The organism is Curtobacterium sp. VKM Ac-2889 (assembly GCF_015350855.1).
Lineage (GTDB): Bacteria > Actinomycetota > Actinomycetes > Actinomycetales > Microbacteriaceae > Curtobacterium > Curtobacterium poinsettiae.
In genome coordinates, this window is sequence record NZ_JADKSC010000005.1 from 1 (window position 1) to 15,383 (window position 15,383).

Below are 15,383 nucleotides of genomic sequence, written 5' to 3' on the forward strand. Positions count from 1 at the left end.
CCCGGGCTGCCGCCCCCCCCCCCCGGACTGGTGGCCCGGTGCCAGCTGGCACCGGGCCTCCTGTCCGTCTCCGCGCACGTCCCGAGCCGCGCCCCCGAGCGGCCACGAAGTGTCGGCCGCGCGGTCGCCGCGCGACGGCTCCCGACCGCTCGGCGTCTCGCGCCGCTGCCCTCGCCGAGGGGTCACGACACGTCGGGTGGCCCCGGCCGAGTGGTCACGACGCGTCGGCTGCGCCGTCGCCGGGCGACGGAACGTGACCGCTCGGCGGAGGTGGGCGGGGTGTCGTGACCGCTCGGTGTCTCGCGCCGCTGCCCTCGCCGAGGGGGCGCGACACGTCGGGTGGTCCCGGCCGAGTGGTCACGAAGCGTCGGCTGCGCCGTCGCCGGGCGACGGAACGTGACCGCTCGGCGGACGTGAGCGGGGTGTCGTGACCGCTGGAGCTTCGCGCCGCTGCCCTCGCCGAGGGGTCGCGACACGTCGGGTGGCCCCGGCCGAGTGGTCACGAAGCGTCGGCTGCGCGGTCGCCGGGCGACGGAACGCGACCGCTCGGCGGACGTGAGCGGGGTGTCGTGACCGCTCGCGGCGGCGGACGGGAGGCCCGTGGCGGGCCGGTACCGGGCCTCCCGTCCGTCCGCGCCCACGTCGCGGGCCCGCGATCCGTGAGCAGCAACGGTCGCGTCCGGCACCGCGACCCGACAGTTGCTGCTCACGAAGTGCCCTGTCGAATCGATTCGGGGACGCGTAGCGTGTCCGAGGTGACGACGGAGCGCATGCCGAGACCGACGACGACCGTGCTGCCCCCGATCGTGCCGCTGGCGCTCATCGTCGGGGTCTCGCCCTTCGCGACCGACATGTACATCCCGGCGCTCCCGGCCATCGCGCGGGACCTCGGGACGACCCCCGGCGCCGTGCAGCTGTCGCTCACGGCGTTCCTCGTCGCGTTCGCGGTGGGTCAGCTGCTGGTCGGCCCGGTGAGCGACGGGATCGGTCGTCGGCCGATGCTCGTCGCCGGGACCGCCCTGTTCGCCCTGGCGTCGGTCGGCTGCGCACTCGCCCCGGACGTCGTGACGCTGGTGGTGGCCCGCGTGGCGCAGGGACTCGCCGGTGCGGCCGGTGCTGTCGCGGGGCGGGCGATGGTGTCCGACGTGACGAGCGGTACCCGGATGGCGAAGGTGTTCGGCACCCTCGCGGCCATCAACGCGATCGGCCCCGTGATCGCCCCGCTGGCCGGGGGAGCGGTGCTGACGATCGGCACGTGGCGGCTCATGTTCGTCGTGCTGGCGGTGCTCGGTGCCGTGTTCTTCGTGGCCGTGGTGCTGCGCTTCCGCGAGACCCTGCCGCCCGAGCGTCGCGGTGGCGTCGGGTTCGCCGCGAACGGGCGGCGCATCCGCGAGCTCCTGGCGATCCCGCGCTTCCGGGCGTACGTGCTGAGCGGGGTGCTGTCGACGGTCGGGTTCTTCGCGTACATCGCGACGAGCTCGTTCGTGTTCCAGTCGGAGTACGGGTTCTCCGAAGGGCTGTACACGCTCGTCTTCGCCACGAACGCGTCGATGATGATCATCACCACGCTGCTGTTCGGCCGGCTCGTCGGGCGGGTCACCGAGGATGCCCTGCTGACCCTCGGCCTGGTCGTCGGGACCCTCGGTGCCACGGCCGTGGTGGTGTCCGCGATCCTCGACCTCGGGCCGGTGCCGGTGTGGTGCGCACTCGCGGTCGTGACGGCCGCGTGGGGCTTCGTCCTGCCGGCTGCGATGACCCGGACGCAGCACGTCGGCTCGGCGCACCCGGGCACCGCGGCCGCGCTGCAGGGTGGGCTGACCTTCGGCATCGGTGGCCTCGGCACCCCGCTCGCCGGCGCCCTCGGCGGGACCGCGCTGGCCATGGGCGGGGTCATGGCGGCGCTGATGGCTGCGGCCGTCGTGGTGCAGGTGACGGCGACGCGGCGAAACCGGTCCCACACCTGAGGGTCTGAGCCGGTAGGTTGCTGGTTGCAAGGCGCACCGATCTGAGGAGACCCACCGAGATGGACATCGTCGTACACGAGGCGGAGACCGACACCGCCGTGCTGGAGTGCAGTGGCCGGCTCAACATGGTCTCCGCACCCACGTTCCGCGAGACCGTCGCCCAGATCGTCGGCAACGGGCGGTCGCGGCTCGTCGTCGAGCTCTCCGGGGTCGAGTTCATGGACTCCTCCGGCCTCGGCGCACTGGTCGGCAGCCTGAAGACCGCGCGACAGGCCGGCGGCGACCTCCGCATCGCGGCACCGTCGGAACAGGTGCAGATGGTGCTCAAGCTCTCCAACATCGACAAGATCCTGCGGACGTACCCCGACGGGGACGCCGCGGTGACCGACTGGTGATGACCGCCCCCGTCGCCGAGCACATGCTCGCACTGGCGTGCCCGCCGGACGACGTGTCCGCCGTGCACGAGTTCCTGGCGGGCGTGTGGCAGCACGAGCCGACCGTCTCCGCCGAGGACCGCATGGCCCTCGAGCTCGCACTCGTCGAACTCACCTCGAACGTCATCGAGCACGGCGCGCGTGCGGACGGTGTCTCGTGCGAACTCCGGCTCCAGGTCGGCAACGAGCGTGTCCAGGCGCTGCTCTCCGACGACGGGGTCGCCGCCACCGTGGACCCCGATGCCGCCGTGCTGCCGGACGACTTCGCCGAGGGTGGCCGCGGGCTGGCCCTCGTCCGCATGGTCGTCGACGACCTGCGGTACGAGCGCGTCGCGGACCGGAACCGCTGGACGGTCCTGCGGTCGCGGCACTGACCAGGGCCAGGACCAGCACCAGCAGTCGGACCGCTCATCCGCACAGCGCACTGCGCGGGCCGCAAACCGCAATGACGCGGAGACGATTGACGCGTTTCCCGGACACCGTGTCACGATTCGCGCGATGACTGTCGACCCTGATCCCCGGATCCGGTTCGAGACGTCCGGCGCCGGACTCGACGCGGCCGTGCAACTGTACGAAGAGGCCTACGGGAGTTCGGGGTTCTCGGCGTCCCGGACCGGTCGTCCGTTCGCGTACCGGTTCCAGGTCGTGGGCGACGACGCGATGACCTTCCGCTCCACCCGGTTCGACGGGCGGATGCGCGGCGAGGTCGAGGTCCCCGATGAGTACGTCGTGATGTGGACCTCGGACGGTGGCGGCCGCGTGGACGTCGGTCGGCAGGAGGTCGACTTCGCACCGGGGACGCCCCGGGTGTTCCCGTCGCGACGCCCCTTCGTGTTCGACCTGCAGGACGTCCGGCAGAGCCTGGTGCAGTTCGACCGCACGTACCTCGAAGGCCTCGCCGCCGAGGTGCACGGCACCCGGCCGGGCCCCCTGGTGTTCGACCACACCGCGGCGCCCCGGCCCCAGGACCTCCGCGCGTGGAACGCCCAGGTGCAGCGTGCGGCAGCCGTGGTGCTCGGTCAGGCGCCACTCACCGGCCTCGCCCTCGCCGAGACGGTGCGCGAGACCGCGCTGGCCTTCCTCGACACCTTCCCGCACGAGTCCATCGCCCCCGACGTCACACTGCCGCAGGGTGCAACCGGGCGCGTCCGCGAGGCCGTCGAGTTCATGCACGCCTTCGCACACACCCCGATCACGACGACCGACGTCGCCGAGCACGTCGGACTGAGCGTCCGGGGATTGCAGCAGGCCTTCCAGCGGCAGGTCGGCACGGCACCGAACGCCATGCTCCGGGGGATCCGCCTGGACCGCGTGCACGAGGAGCTCCGACGCGGGGCGGCCGGTGACCTGACGGTGGCGAGCGTGGCACTGCGCTGGGGCTTCGCGCACCTCGGCCGGTTCTCGGCGGCGTACGCCTCGCGCTTCGGACAGTACCCGCGTGACACGCTGCAGCAGCCGCGGGGAGCGGTGCCGCACGCCTGACCGGGGCAGGACGCCCCGCGTCACACTCCGGCTCGGTGCGTCGCCGGTTCGCTACGCTGCCCGGATGAGCGGACCGCGACCGTGGGTGGTCATCCCGGGCATCTGGAACTCGGACCCCGACCACTGGCAGTCCGTCTGGGAGCGCGACCGGCAGCACGACGAGCGCGAGCGGCACGACGAGCGTGATCAGCAGACCCGCCGCGCCGTCCGCATCGCCCCCGACTCGTGGAGCGCCCCCGTCGCGGACGACTGGCGCGCCGCGATCTCGACGGCCGTCGCCGCGTGCAGCGAACCCCCGGTGCTCGTCGCCCACAGCCTCGGCGTCCTGGCCGCGGCCGACTGGCTCGCCACCATGACGACCGCACCCGCCCTGGTCGCCGGTGCCTTCCTGGTCGCACCGCCCGATCCGCTCGGCGACGCGTTCCCCGCCGAGGCATCGGGCTTCGCGCCGCCGCGTCCGGTGCCCCCGGAACAGCAGGTCCCGACGCACCTGGTCGTGAGCGACGACGACCCCTACTGCGGTGTATCCCGAGCCCTCGAGTTCGCCGCCGCGATGCGCGCGGACGTCGTCCGTGTGGGTGCCCTGGGGCACGTGAACGTCGCCAGCGGTGTCGGCGGCTGGCCGGCCGGCCGGGAGCTGCTGCGGGCCTTCGAGGACGGCCTCCGACGGACGCGGTGACGGCGGGCCGCGACACGCCGCTCACTTCCGACCCGATATGGCAGGCGGTGCAGCGACACACCGCGGATGTCCCGCATTTCGGCCCGCGCGATATTTATCCTTCGGACATGGAGACCCAGTCCGGCGCACGCACCCCGCTCGTGGACCCGTTCGGCCGCGAGCTCGAGGAGTGGCTCCGCGACGCCCCGGCCACCCGCGCGCCGTACGTGCCGGACCTCGTCGTCCCGCCGGTCACCGGCCCCGTGCAGCGCCCCGGCTTCGTCGCGGACAGCACGACCACCACCGACGAGACGCTGGCTGCCGTCGCCGTCACGGCACCGGTCGACGCGACGACCGACTCGGCTCCCGTCGCGGCCCCGGCCTTCCGCCGCGACCGTGCCCGCCACGCCGCCGTCTGCGCCCCGTCGTTCCCCGAGCCGCCGGAGCGCCTGGCCCTGCGCATCGAGGATCTGGCCGTCGAGGTCTCGCGGTCCACGGGTCGCAGCACCATCGACCGCATCGTCCTGCTCGAGGACGAGGTCCGCCGCCGTGACGAGGACCTCGCGCGCCTCGCCGCGTGGGAGGCCACCGTCGCCGGCTCCGACGACCCCGAGGTGACGGCCGCCCGCGCCTTCGCCCACACCGTCTTCTCCGACCTGCTCGCCGACGCCGCCGCCGAGGCGGACCGCCGCGACCGTGCCGCAGCCCGTCGCGCAGCGACCGCGCCGGTGGCGCTCGTGACCCGGCCCGCGCGCCTCCCGGCGCGCGCAGCGCAGGATGCAACAGCAGCACACGACGCAACTGCAGCACAGGACGCGACCACAGCGCAGGACTCGGCACCCACCCGGGAACCCGCCCCGGTCGTGGAACTCGTCGCCCCGGAACGCGACGAACCCGTCCGACCGGTGCTGGGCCTCCCGGCCGTGTCGCCGGTGTCCGCGTCCACGCGACCCACCCCGCTCGTCCTGCCCGCCACGGGCCCGACGGTCATCGACCGCGCGGCCTTCGCCGCCGCCCTCACGGCGCACCAGGGCACCACCGCGAGCACGCCGGTCGTCCTACCGGACGCCGTCGCCGCACCCGTCGTCCCGGCTCCGGCTCCGGTCGCGGACGCCGCCGACGCGGCGGTCACCACGACGCCGGGCCCGGCCGGCTGGTGGACGCGACTCGTCGAGCGTCTGCTCGGCCTGCTCGGTCGTCGCTGACCGTCCTCGGTCCGGCCCTCGTCCGGTTGCACCGGCTCCGGTCGCACCGGGTCCGGCTGTACTGCCTCCGGTTGCACCCTCTCCGGTCGCACCGCCTGGAGGCCCGGATCACCCCACACGGTCCGGCTGCCCGTGGCGGGGCGGTCGCCTCGGTAGACTGACGGGATGCCGACGCTCCGCGAACTCCAGGCCGTGATCGAGGACCTGTGGCCCGCCGCCGGTGCCGAGTCGTGGGATGCCGTCGGGCTCGTCGCGGGTGACCCGGACGCCACCGTCGAGCACGTGCACCTCGCCGTCGACGCGGTCCCCGCCACCGCCCGTGAAGCCGTGGAGCTCGGCGCCGGGCTCCTCCTCACGCACCACCCGCTGCTGCTCCGCGGGGTGACGACGATCGCCGAGTCCACCTACAAGGGCAGCGTCCTCGCGACCCTCGTGCGCGGCGGCAGCGCCCTGCTCGCGGCGCACACCAACGCCGATGTCGTGACGACCGGCACCTCGGCCGTCCTGGCAGACCGCCTGGGGCTGACCGCGCAGCGCCCGCTCGACGCCGGAGCCGACCCCGACACCGGCATCGGTCGCGTCGGTGTCCTGCCCGCGGGGACCACCCTCGGCGCGCTCGCCCGGAAGCTCGTCGACCTGCTGCCGCCCACCGCGACCGGGGTCCGCGTCTCCGGCGACTTCGACCAGCCCGTCCACACCGTGGCGCTCTGCGCCGGTGCCGGCGACTCCCTGCTCGGGCATCCGGCGGTACTGGACGCCGACGTCTACATCACGAGCGACCTCCGGCACCACCCGGCGTCCGAGTTCCGCGAACAGGCACTGCTCGGCGGCGGACCCGCGCTCATCGACACCTCACACTGGGCCACCGAGTGGCTCTGGCTCGACGTCGCGGCAGAGCAGCTCCGCGCCCACGCCGGGGTCCGCGTCACCGTGAGCGACCTCCGTACCGACCCGTGGGACTTCGCCGTCCTGCCGGCCGCCGAACCCACCACCCCCACAGAAGGAGCCTGACCATGAAGGCAGCACCCGAGGACCAGGTCATCCTCCTCGACGTCCAGCGTCTCGACAACGACGTCACCCGCATCGCGCACCGCATCACGTCGCTGCAGAAGGGCGACCGGCTGACCGAGCTGAGCAAGCAGGCCGCGGGCCTCCGCAGCGGACTCGTCGCCGCCACGGGCGAGGTCGAGGACGCCGAGCGCGACCTCGCCCGTCTGGAGTCCGACACCGCGGTCGCGCAGGCCCGTGTCGAGCGCGACACCACGATGCTGCAGAACGTCGCGAACGCGAAGGACGCCGCCGGACTGCAGAGCGAGCTCGACTCGCTGCAGCGGCGCATCGGGGGCCTCGAGACCGCCGAGCTCGAGATCATGGAGAACCTCGACGGGCTCCGTGCCCGGGTCGGCGACATCGAGGGCAAGCTCGCCGAGGTGGAGTCCGCGCGCAGCGGTCTGGTCGCCGAGCGCGACGCCGAGATCGCCCGGCTGACCGCCGACCGCGAGTCCGCCGAGCAGGCCCGCGCCGACGTCGCCGCGAAGGTGCCGGCCGAGCTGCTCGCCCTGTACGACCGGCAGCGTGCGCGCTACGGTTTCGGCGCCTCACTGCTGCAGGGTGGCGTGTCGACGGCCTCGGGCGTGGCGCTCAACAACTCCGACCTGCAGACCATCCGCCGGGCTGCGCCCGACGACGTGGTGCTGTGCCCCGACAGCGACGCGATCCTGGTGCGGACGGCCGAGTCCGGGCTGTAGACGCGAGCGACGTCCGGAGCGGAGGCGCGGTGCCGGCTGGTGCCGCGCCTCCGCTCCGTCGTGGGCCGGTCGCAACGCGTCGGCTGCGGCGGTGCCGGCCGACGGTTGGTGACCACGCGGCGAACCTGAGCGGGGAGTCGTGACCGCGCGCGCTGCCTGGCGGGAGGCCCGTGGCGGCACCGCGCCGCGCCTCCAGTCCGTCGTGGACTGGTCGCAACGCGTCGCTCGCGTTGCGCCGGTCGGTCAGGAAGTGTCGGCTGCGGCGGTGCCGGCCGACGGTTGGTGACCACGCGGCGCACCTGAGCGGGGAGTCGTGACCGCGCGCGCCGACCGACAGGAGGCCCGTGGCGGCACCGGGCCGCGCCTCCAGTCCGTCGTGGACTGGTCGCAACGCGTCGGTCGCGTGGCGCCGACTGGTCACGAACTGTCGCCTGCGGCGGTGCCAGCCGACACTTCGTGACCACTCGGCGAACCCGAGCGGGGAGTCGTGACCCCGTGCGCCGACCGACGGGAGGCCCGTGGCGGCACCGCGCCGCGCCTCCAGTCCGTTCCGTCGGCTGGTCGCAACGCGTCGCTCGCGTGGCGCCGACTGGTCACGAACTGTCGGCTGCGGCGGTGCCGGCCGACACTTCGTGACCACTCGGCGAACCCGAGCGGGGAGTCGTGACCGCGCGCGCCGAGCGCGCCGAGCGCGCGCCGGCCAACACGGCACCGAGAAGGGGCGAATGGGCCGGCCGTACGCCGGGTTCTGTCCCGCCGCTTGCGCGGCGGTGACGGCCATCTCTCTCGGACCGACGTTGCCGTCGGCCTCCAGCGGTCTACCCGAGGACTCGGCGAGCAGCCTCAACGTCCTCTGTCTGACCTTGCTCCGGGCGAGGTTTACCGAGCGGATCCGGTCACCCGGACCCCTGGTGGTCTCTTACACCACCGTTTCACCCTTACCGACGTTGCCGCCGGCGGTCTGCTTTCTGTGGCACTGTCTCGCGGATTGCTCCGGGTGGGTGTTACCCACCGCCCTGCTCTGTGGAGCCCGGACGTTCCTCGGCGCTCCCGGGGGAGCGACGCGACCGTCTCACCGACCCATTCGCTGCTGCGAGTCTACCCGGGTCCGCGGCGCCCGACGCGGCGCCCGACGCCGCCCGACGCAGGACGTGCGCGCGACTTGCGCGCGTCGCTGATGAGAACGGTCGTCCCTGGTCGGAAGTTCGGACCGGGTAGGCCCGTTTCGACCAGGTACGCCTGCGACGGGCCCAGCGCTACCGACTCCGCGCGGCGAGGGTCGCAGCGCCGATGATGCCGGCGTTGTTTCGGAGCGTGGCGGGGATGATGTCCGCCTGCAGGTCGAGCAGCGGGAGGAACTCCTCGTACTGCTTCGAGACCCCGCCGCCGACGACGAAGAGCTCGGGGGAGAGCAGCGCTTCGAGCGTCGAGTAGTACTTCTGCAGGCGCTTCGCCCAGTGCTTCCACGACAGGTCGTCGCGCTCCTTGGCGGCGAACGAGGCGCGGGACTCGGCGTCGTGCCCCTCGATCTCCAGGTGGCCGAACTCGGAGTTGACGATGAGCACGCCGTCGTTGATGAGCGCGGTGCCGATGCCGGTGCCGAGCGTCGTCACGATGACCAGGCCGTCCTTGCCCTTGGCCGCACCGAACTGCTGCTCGGCGAACCCGGCGGCGTCGGCGTCGTTGACGAAGTGGATGGAGCGGCCGAGTTCCTTCTCGAACAGCGCCTCGGCCTCGAAGCCGATCCACTTCTTCGACACGTTCGCGGCGGACATCGTCTTGCCGTCCCGCACGATCGCCGGGAAGCAGACCCCGACGGGGACGTCGTCACCGGGGGCGAGCTCACCGATGATCTCCTTGACCACCGCCGTGATGTCCTGGGGCTTCCCGCCCTCGGGCGTGGCCTTCTTGATGCGGTCCGTGGTGAGGGCGCCGGACGCGACGTCGACGATCGCGCCCTTGATGCCCGTACCACCGATGTCGACGCCGACTGCGAGGGAGGTCATGAGGTTGTCGTGCCTTTCGGTTGCCTGCCGGAGGTGTCCGGTCAGGAGACGGTGAGGAGCTCCGCGCCGCGTTCGGTGACGACGAGCGTGTGCTCGAACTGCGCGGTCCACGACTTGTCGCGGGTCGACACGGTCCAGTCGTCGGACCAGATGTCGGCTTCGATGCCGCCGAGTGTGAGCATGGGCTCGATGGTGAACACCATGCCGGGTTCGATCACCGTGTCGTACTGCGGTGCGTCGTGGTGGGGGATGATCAGGCCGGAGTGGAACGCCCGACCGACGCCGTGTCCGGTGTAGTCGCGGACGACGCCGTAGCCGAACCGCTTCGCGTACGCCTCGATGGCACGACCGATGACGTTGACCTGGCGACCGGGGGCGACGGCCTTGATGCCGCGCTCGAGGGCGAGTCGCGTGCGGGTCACGAGGTCCTCGACCTCCTGCGACGCCTGGCCGACGACGAACGTCCGGTTCGTGTCGCCGTGCATGCCGTCCTTGTAGGCGGTGATGTCGATGTTGACGAGGTCGCCCTCCTGCAGGACGGTGTCGTCGGGGATGCCGTGGCAGATGACCTCGTTGAGGCTCGAGCAGAGCGACTTCGGGTAGCCGCGGTACCCGAGCGTGGAGGGGTAGGCACCGTGTGCGACGACGAACTCGTGCCCGATGCGGTCGAGCTCGTCGGTGGTCACGCCGGGGCGGATCGCCTGCCCGACGGCGTCGATGGCCTGCGACGCGATGCGTCCGGCGACCCGGATGCGCTCGACCTCGTCGGGCGTGTAGGTGTCACCGAGGCCGTGCTCGTGCGGCTCGACCTTCCCGACGTACTCCGGACGCTCGATGTCCTTCGGGACGGCGCGGTGCGGGGAGATCCGGCCGGCGGTCAGGTGTCCGTGTTCGTCCCGGGGCATGGCGACCACTCTAGCCGCGGCGCGACGCGCCGAGCGCAACGGCTGCACGGTGCGGCCTGGCTGGGTGGACGCGACCGCCTGGAGGCCCGGTGCCGGTCCGCCGGACCGGCACCGGGCCTCCAGGGGGTCAGGTGGGTACGGTGGGCGCCATGAGCGACGAACGCATCGAGTCCCAGTGGTGGTTCAACGACAAGACCGGCCAGGTCGAGCAGGGTCCCCAGTCGCCGCAGCGCGACCGGATCGGCCCGTTCGAGTCGCGCGAGGAGGCGCAGCACGCGCTCGACCGCATCGCCGCGAACAACGAGAAGTGGGACGCCGAGGACCGCTGAGCACCGCGGTCGGCGGCCTGTCGGCACCCTGGTGACGGCGCGTCGCACGGCCCCGCGCACACCGCCGGACCACTAGCCTGGGACGAGGCCCGCCAGCGGCCACCCGATACACGGAAAGGTCGTGCATGGACAAGCAGACGGACTTCGTGCTCCGCACCATCGAGGAGCGCGGCATCAAGTTCATCCGACTCTGGTTCACGGACGTCATCGGGACGCTGAAGTCGGTGGCGATCGCCCCGGCCGAGGTCGAGGGCGCGTTCGCCGAGGGCATCGGGTTCGACGGCTCCGCGATCGAGGGCCTCACCCGTTCGTACGAGGCCGACGTCCTGGCGCACCCGGACCCCTCGACGTTCCAGATCCTGCCGTGGCGCGGCGAGATCGACCCCACCGCGCGGATGTTCTGCGACATCACGACGCCGGACGGGCAGCCCGCCGTGGCCGACCCCCGCAACGTGCTGAAGCGCACCCTGGCGCGGGCGAGCGACCGCGGGTTCACGTTCTACACGCACCCCGAGATCGAGTTCTACCTGCTGAAGAGCCGCGAGTGGAAGGACGGCGGCCCGCAGCCCGTCGACCAGGCCGGCTACTTCGACAACGTCCCCGGTGGCAGCGCGCACGACTTCCGCCGTCGGTCCGTCCGCATGCTCGAGGACCTCGGCATCTCGGTCGAGTTCTCGCACCACGAGGCCGGCCCCGGGCAGAACGAGATCGACCTCCGCTACGCCGACGCACTGACTATGGCGGACAACATCATGACGTTCCGCACCGTGGTGAAGGAAGTGGCGATCGAGCAGGGCGTCTACGCGACGTTCATGCCGAAGCCGATCTCCGGCCAGCCCGGCTCCGGCATGCACACCCACGTCTCGCTGTTCGAGGGCGACCAGAACGCCTTCTACGAGGCGGGCGGCCAGTACCAGCTGTCGCAGACGGCTAAGCACTTCATCGCCGGTGTGCTGAAGCACGCGCCGGAGATCACCGCGGTGACGAACCAGTTCGTCAACTCGTACAAGCGGCTCTGGGGCGGCGACGAGGCCCCGTCCTTCGTGACCTGGGGACACAACAACCGTTCGGCCCTGGTGCGCGTGCCGCTCTACAAGCCGAACAAGGGCCAGTCCGCACGCATCGAGTACCGCGGCATCGACTCGGCGGCGAACCCGTACCTGGCGTACTCGCTGCTGCTCGCCGCCGGCCTCAAGGGCATCGAGGAGGAGTACGACCTCCCCGCCGAAGCCGAGCACGACGTCTGGAGCCTCAGTGACTCGGAGCGGAAGGCCCTCGGGTACAGCCAGCTCCCGTCGAGCCTCGACCACGCCCTGAGCCTGATGGAGGACTCCGAGCTGGTCGCCGAGACCCTCGGCGAGCAGGTGTTCAACTTCGTGCTGCTCAACAAGCGGCAGGAGTGGAAGCGCTACCGCGACCAGGTCACCCCGTTCGAGCTCGACACCAACCTCGGCGCGCTCTAGAACCGAGCGCCCTGACCCCTCGGGAGCACGTTCCACATGACCGGTCGGACGACGACGTCACGTTCGGAGCTGGCCCGTCTGGGGTTCGCCGAGCTGTCGGAGAGCCTGGAGCGCGCTGCCGACCTGGAGGGCCGGTTCGGCCCCGACGTGCCGCTGCCGGTCGCGGGGTCTGCCGGGCTCTGGGGCGGTACCGCTGATCCCGACGGCGCCCTGCGGATGCTCGAGCGGCTGCTCGAGCGGGCACCGGACGAGCTGCGCCCCGTCCTGACGGACGGCGCGGCGACCGAGCGCCTGATCCACCTGCTCGGCGCGTCGATCGGCCTCGGGGAGTTCCTGCACCGACGGCCCGCCGAACTCGACCTGCTGCTCGAGCCGGTCGCCGAACCGTGGTCGCAGGAGCGGTACACGGCGTCGCTGACCGAGGCGGTCGACGGCGCCACGGGTGAGGACGCCCGGATGCGCCTGCGCGTGCGCTACCGCCGGCACCTGGCCCAGATCGCGCTGTTCGACGTGCTGCACGACGTGCCGACCGATGCGTTCCCCGCCGTGGCGGCGGGCCTCGCCGACCTGGCCGGCGCCACCCTCGACGCCGCCGTCGACATCGCCCGGCGCGAGGTGCCGTTCCCCGCGGCCGACGTCGCGGCCACCCCGCTCGCGGTGATCGCGATGGGCAAGGCCGGTGCGCGCGAACTCAACTACGTCAGCGACGTCGACGTCATCTTCGTCACCGAGTCCACCGACGACATCGCCGTCGACCGTGCCGTGCTCGTCTCCACGCGGATCGCGATCGCCGCCATGCACGCGATCACCGACCTCGCCGCCGAACCCGCCCTGTGGGAGGTCGACGCGAACCTGCGCCCCGAGGGCAAGGACGGAGCACTCGTCCGCACCCTCGACTCGCACGTGGCGTACTACGAGCGCTGGGCGAAGGGGTGGGAGTTCCAGGCGCTGCTGAAGGCCCGTCCGATCGCCGGCTCCGCCGACCTGGGCGCCCGCTACGCCGAGGCCGTCGCGTCGTTCGTGTGGAACTCCGCGACCCGGCCGGGGTTCGTCGAGTCGGTGCAGCGGATGCGCGAGCGTGTGACGGAGCACATCCCGGACGCCGACGTCGACCGGCAGCTCAAGCTCGGCCCCGGCGGCCTGCGTGACGTCGAGTTCACGGTGCAGCTCCTGCAGCTCGTGCACGGCCGCGACGACCCGTCCGTCCGGGTCCGGTCGACGCTCGAGGCCATGGACGCGCTGACCGACGCCGGGTACGTCGGCCGTGCCGAGGCCGCGCGGTTCGGGCCGGACTACGCCCTGCTCCGCGTGCTCGAACACCGGATCCAGCTCCGCCGCCTGCAGCGGACGCACCTGATGCCCTCCGACGAGGAGGAGCTGCGGGTGCTCGCCCGGTCGAGCGGTGTCGCGGCATCGGCGCCGGCGCTCGAGGCCCGCTGGCGTGCCGTGAAGCTCGAGGTCCGTGGGCTGCACGAGCGCCTGTTCTACCGTCCGCTGCTGTCTGCCGTGGCTTCGACCGAGGACGAGATCGTCCTGACCAACGACCAGGTCGTCGACCGCCTGGCAGGCGTCGGTTTCGTCGATCCCACCGGTGCGGTCGGTCACATCCGCGCACTCACCCAGGGCACGAGCCGGCGTGCGGCGATCCAGCGGAACCTGCTCCCGGTGCTCCTGCGGTGGATGGCCGAGGGGCCGGCACCGGACCGCGCCCTGCTCGCCTTCCGGCGGCTGAGCGACGGCCTGGGGGAGTCGAGCTGGTTCCTCCGGATGCTGCGGGACTCCTCCGGTGCCGCGCACTCGCTCACCACCGTGCTGTCCGAGTCGGCGTTCCTGTCCGGGCTGCTCGAGCGGTTCCCCGAGGCCGTGGCCTGGCTCGACGAACCCGAGGCGCTGCTGCGTCCACGACCGATGGACTCGCTGCTCGCCGAGATGACCGCGACCACCGCCCGGCACGGCAACGACGTCGACGGCGCCGCGGCCCTGCTGCGGTCGGCCCGCCGCCGCGAGACCCTGCGGCTCGGCATGGCCGCCGTCCTCGGCTCGCTCGACGTCGACGGTCTCGGCCCGGCCCTGACCGACGTCACCGAGGCCACCCTTGCCGGAGCCCTCGCACTCGCCCGCCGCGACGCCCCCGAGGGCTTCGAGTTCGGCATCATCGCGATGGGCCGGTACGGCGGACGGGAGCTCGGCTTCGGGTCCGACGCCGACGTGCTGTACGTATACCGGGCACCCGACCTGGCACCCGAGGTCGCGTCCCGGACCGCCCAGACGATCGTGCGCGAGCTCAACCGGCTCACCGAGGACACGATCCACCCGCTCGACCTGGACATCGACCTGCGGCCCGAGGGCAAGAACGGCCCCGTCGTACGGACCCTCGAGTCGTACGGCGCCTACTACGCCCGCTGGTCGCTCACGTGGGAGGCCCAGGCGCTCCTCCGCGCACGGGGCGCCGTCGGCGACGCGCAGCTCCTCCGCGACTTCGAGCACCTCGCCGACCGCACCCGGTACCCGGAACAGATCGACGACCACCAGGTGCGCGAGGTCCGCCGCATCAAGGCCCGGGTGGAGTCCGAGCGGCTGCCCCGCGGCGCGGACCCGGCCAGGCACCTCAAGCTCGGGCGCGGGTCGCTCAGCGACGTGGAGTGGTTCGTGCAACTCCTGCAGCTGCAGCACGCGCTCGAGATCCCCTCGCTCCGGACGACGTCCACGCTCGAGGCCCTCGACGCCGCGGTCGACGCCGGACTGGTCGGTGCCGAGGACGGCGAGCGGCTCGGAGCCGCCTGGCGTTTCGCGTCGCGCACCCGCAGCGCCCTCGTGCTGTGGTCGGGGAAGACCACCGACGTCCTGCCCGTCGACCGCGTCCAGCTCGAGGGTGTCGCTCGTCTGATGGAGTACCCGCCGGGCTCCGCGAGCCGTCTCGAGGACGACTACCTCGGCATCACGCGGCGAGCCCGACAGGTGTTCGAGCGCGAGTTCTACGGCGCCTGACCCGCCCGCGACACGCCCGGATGTCTTCTGACGGACCCGACCTGAGCACCCGTCGAAGGTGAATTCTCCGCGTCGCGCTGCGTCCCCCGACGACCCGTCCTTCGTACCCCTGCCCGGAGTGCTGTCGGAGCCGTTACCGGGCCGTGACCGAACTCCCACCGGACCGCCAGGGGACCTTTTCCGACGTCCCCCGACACGCCC

General features: G+C 72.5%; 13 protein-coding genes and 1 other RNA gene. 11 read left to right on the forward strand and 3 right to left on the reverse strand.

The annotated features are described in order from the left end of the window. Positions 1–755 precede the first annotated feature (755 nt). From ITJ50_RS15120 to ITJ50_RS15155, 8 genes are all read left to right on the forward strand, one after another. Positions 756–1,964, forward strand: coding sequence for a multidrug effflux MFS transporter (locus ITJ50_RS15120; protein WP_236559467.1), 1,209 nt, complete (start codon positions 756–758; stop codon positions 1,962–1,964). Between the two features lie 59 nt (positions 1,965–2,023). Next, the gene (locus ITJ50_RS15125; RefSeq protein WP_017886068.1) at positions 2,024–2,359 is read left to right on the forward strand and encodes an STAS domain-containing protein; all 336 of its coding nucleotides are present in this window, start codon (positions 2,024–2,026) and stop codon (positions 2,357–2,359) included. Continuing rightward, positions 2,359–2,772 (forward strand): ATP-binding protein, encoded by a 414-nt coding sequence (locus tag ITJ50_RS15130; protein ID WP_017886069.1) that lies wholly within the window; start codon positions 2,359–2,361, stop codon positions 2,770–2,772. Before ITJ50_RS15125 ends, ITJ50_RS15130 begins: the two co-directional genes overlap by 1 nt. Positions 2,773–2,896: 124 nt before the next feature. Then, on the forward strand, positions 2,897–3,880 hold the full coding sequence (locus tag ITJ50_RS15135) for a helix-turn-helix transcriptional regulator (RefSeq protein WP_140448001.1): 984 nt from the start codon (positions 2,897–2,899) through the stop codon (positions 3,878–3,880). A gap of 64 nt (positions 3,881–3,944) precedes the next feature. Beyond that, positions 3,945–4,559 carry an RBBP9/YdeN family alpha/beta hydrolase gene (locus ITJ50_RS15140; protein WP_194590843.1) on the forward strand — a complete coding sequence of 205 codons (615 nt, stop codon included), beginning with the start codon at positions 3,945–3,947 and terminating at the stop codon, positions 4,557–4,559. A 107-nt stretch (positions 4,560–4,666) separates the two neighbouring features. Next, entirely contained in the window at positions 4,667–5,743 is a 1,077-nt protein-coding gene (locus ITJ50_RS15145; RefSeq protein ID WP_194590844.1) for a hypothetical protein, read from the forward strand. Between the two features lie 165 nt (positions 5,744–5,908). Beyond that, positions 5,909–6,754: a Nif3-like dinuclear metal center hexameric protein gene (locus ITJ50_RS15150; protein WP_017886072.1), complete on the forward strand. Its 846-nt coding sequence runs from the start codon at positions 5,909–5,911 to the stop codon at positions 6,752–6,754. 2 nt (positions 6,755–6,756) lie between these two features. Continuing rightward, positions 6,757–7,491, forward strand: coding sequence for a zinc ribbon domain-containing protein (locus ITJ50_RS15155; RefSeq protein ID WP_194590845.1), 735 nt, complete (start codon positions 6,757–6,759; stop codon positions 7,489–7,491). Positions 7,492–8,213: 722 nt separating this feature from the next. Here ITJ50_RS15155 and rnpB read toward each other — a convergent pair. From rnpB to map, 3 genes are all read right to left on the reverse strand, one after another. Then, positions 8,214–8,574, reverse strand: an RNA gene (gene rnpB, locus ITJ50_RS15160) — RNase P RNA component class A. Between the two features lie 173 nt (positions 8,575–8,747). Further along, a complete protein-coding gene (gene ppgK, locus ITJ50_RS15165) occupies positions 8,748–9,497 on the reverse strand; it encodes a polyphosphate--glucose phosphotransferase (RefSeq protein WP_042537019.1) in 750 nt (249 codons plus the stop codon). A gap of 41 nt (positions 9,498–9,538) precedes the next feature. Further along, positions 9,539–10,402: a type I methionyl aminopeptidase gene (map, locus tag ITJ50_RS15170; RefSeq protein ID WP_031259254.1), complete on the reverse strand. Its 864-nt coding sequence runs from the start codon at positions 10,400–10,402 to the stop codon at positions 9,539–9,541. A 149-nt stretch (positions 10,403–10,551) separates the two neighbouring features. Between map and ITJ50_RS15175 the strand changes: the two genes are divergently transcribed. The 3 genes from ITJ50_RS15175 (at position 10,552) to ITJ50_RS15185 (ending at position 15,182) form a co-directional block, all read left to right on the forward strand. Further along, positions 10,552–10,731, forward strand: a complete 180-nt coding sequence (locus ITJ50_RS15175) for an SPOR domain-containing protein (RefSeq protein WP_017886076.1) — start codon at positions 10,552–10,554, stop codon at positions 10,729–10,731. Positions 10,732–10,856: 125 nt separating this feature from the next. Next, positions 10,857–12,194 carry a type I glutamate--ammonia ligase gene (gene glnA, locus ITJ50_RS15180; RefSeq protein WP_017886077.1) on the forward strand — a complete coding sequence of 446 codons (1,338 nt, stop codon included), beginning with the start codon at positions 10,857–10,859 and terminating at the stop codon, positions 12,192–12,194. Between the two features lie 36 nt (positions 12,195–12,230). After that, positions 12,231–15,182: a bifunctional [glutamine synthetase] adenylyltransferase/[glutamine synthetase]-adenylyl-L-tyrosine phosphorylase gene (locus tag ITJ50_RS15185; protein WP_194590846.1), complete on the forward strand. Its 2,952-nt coding sequence runs from the start codon at positions 12,231–12,233 to the stop codon at positions 15,180–15,182. Positions 15,183–15,383: the final 201 nt, after the last annotated feature.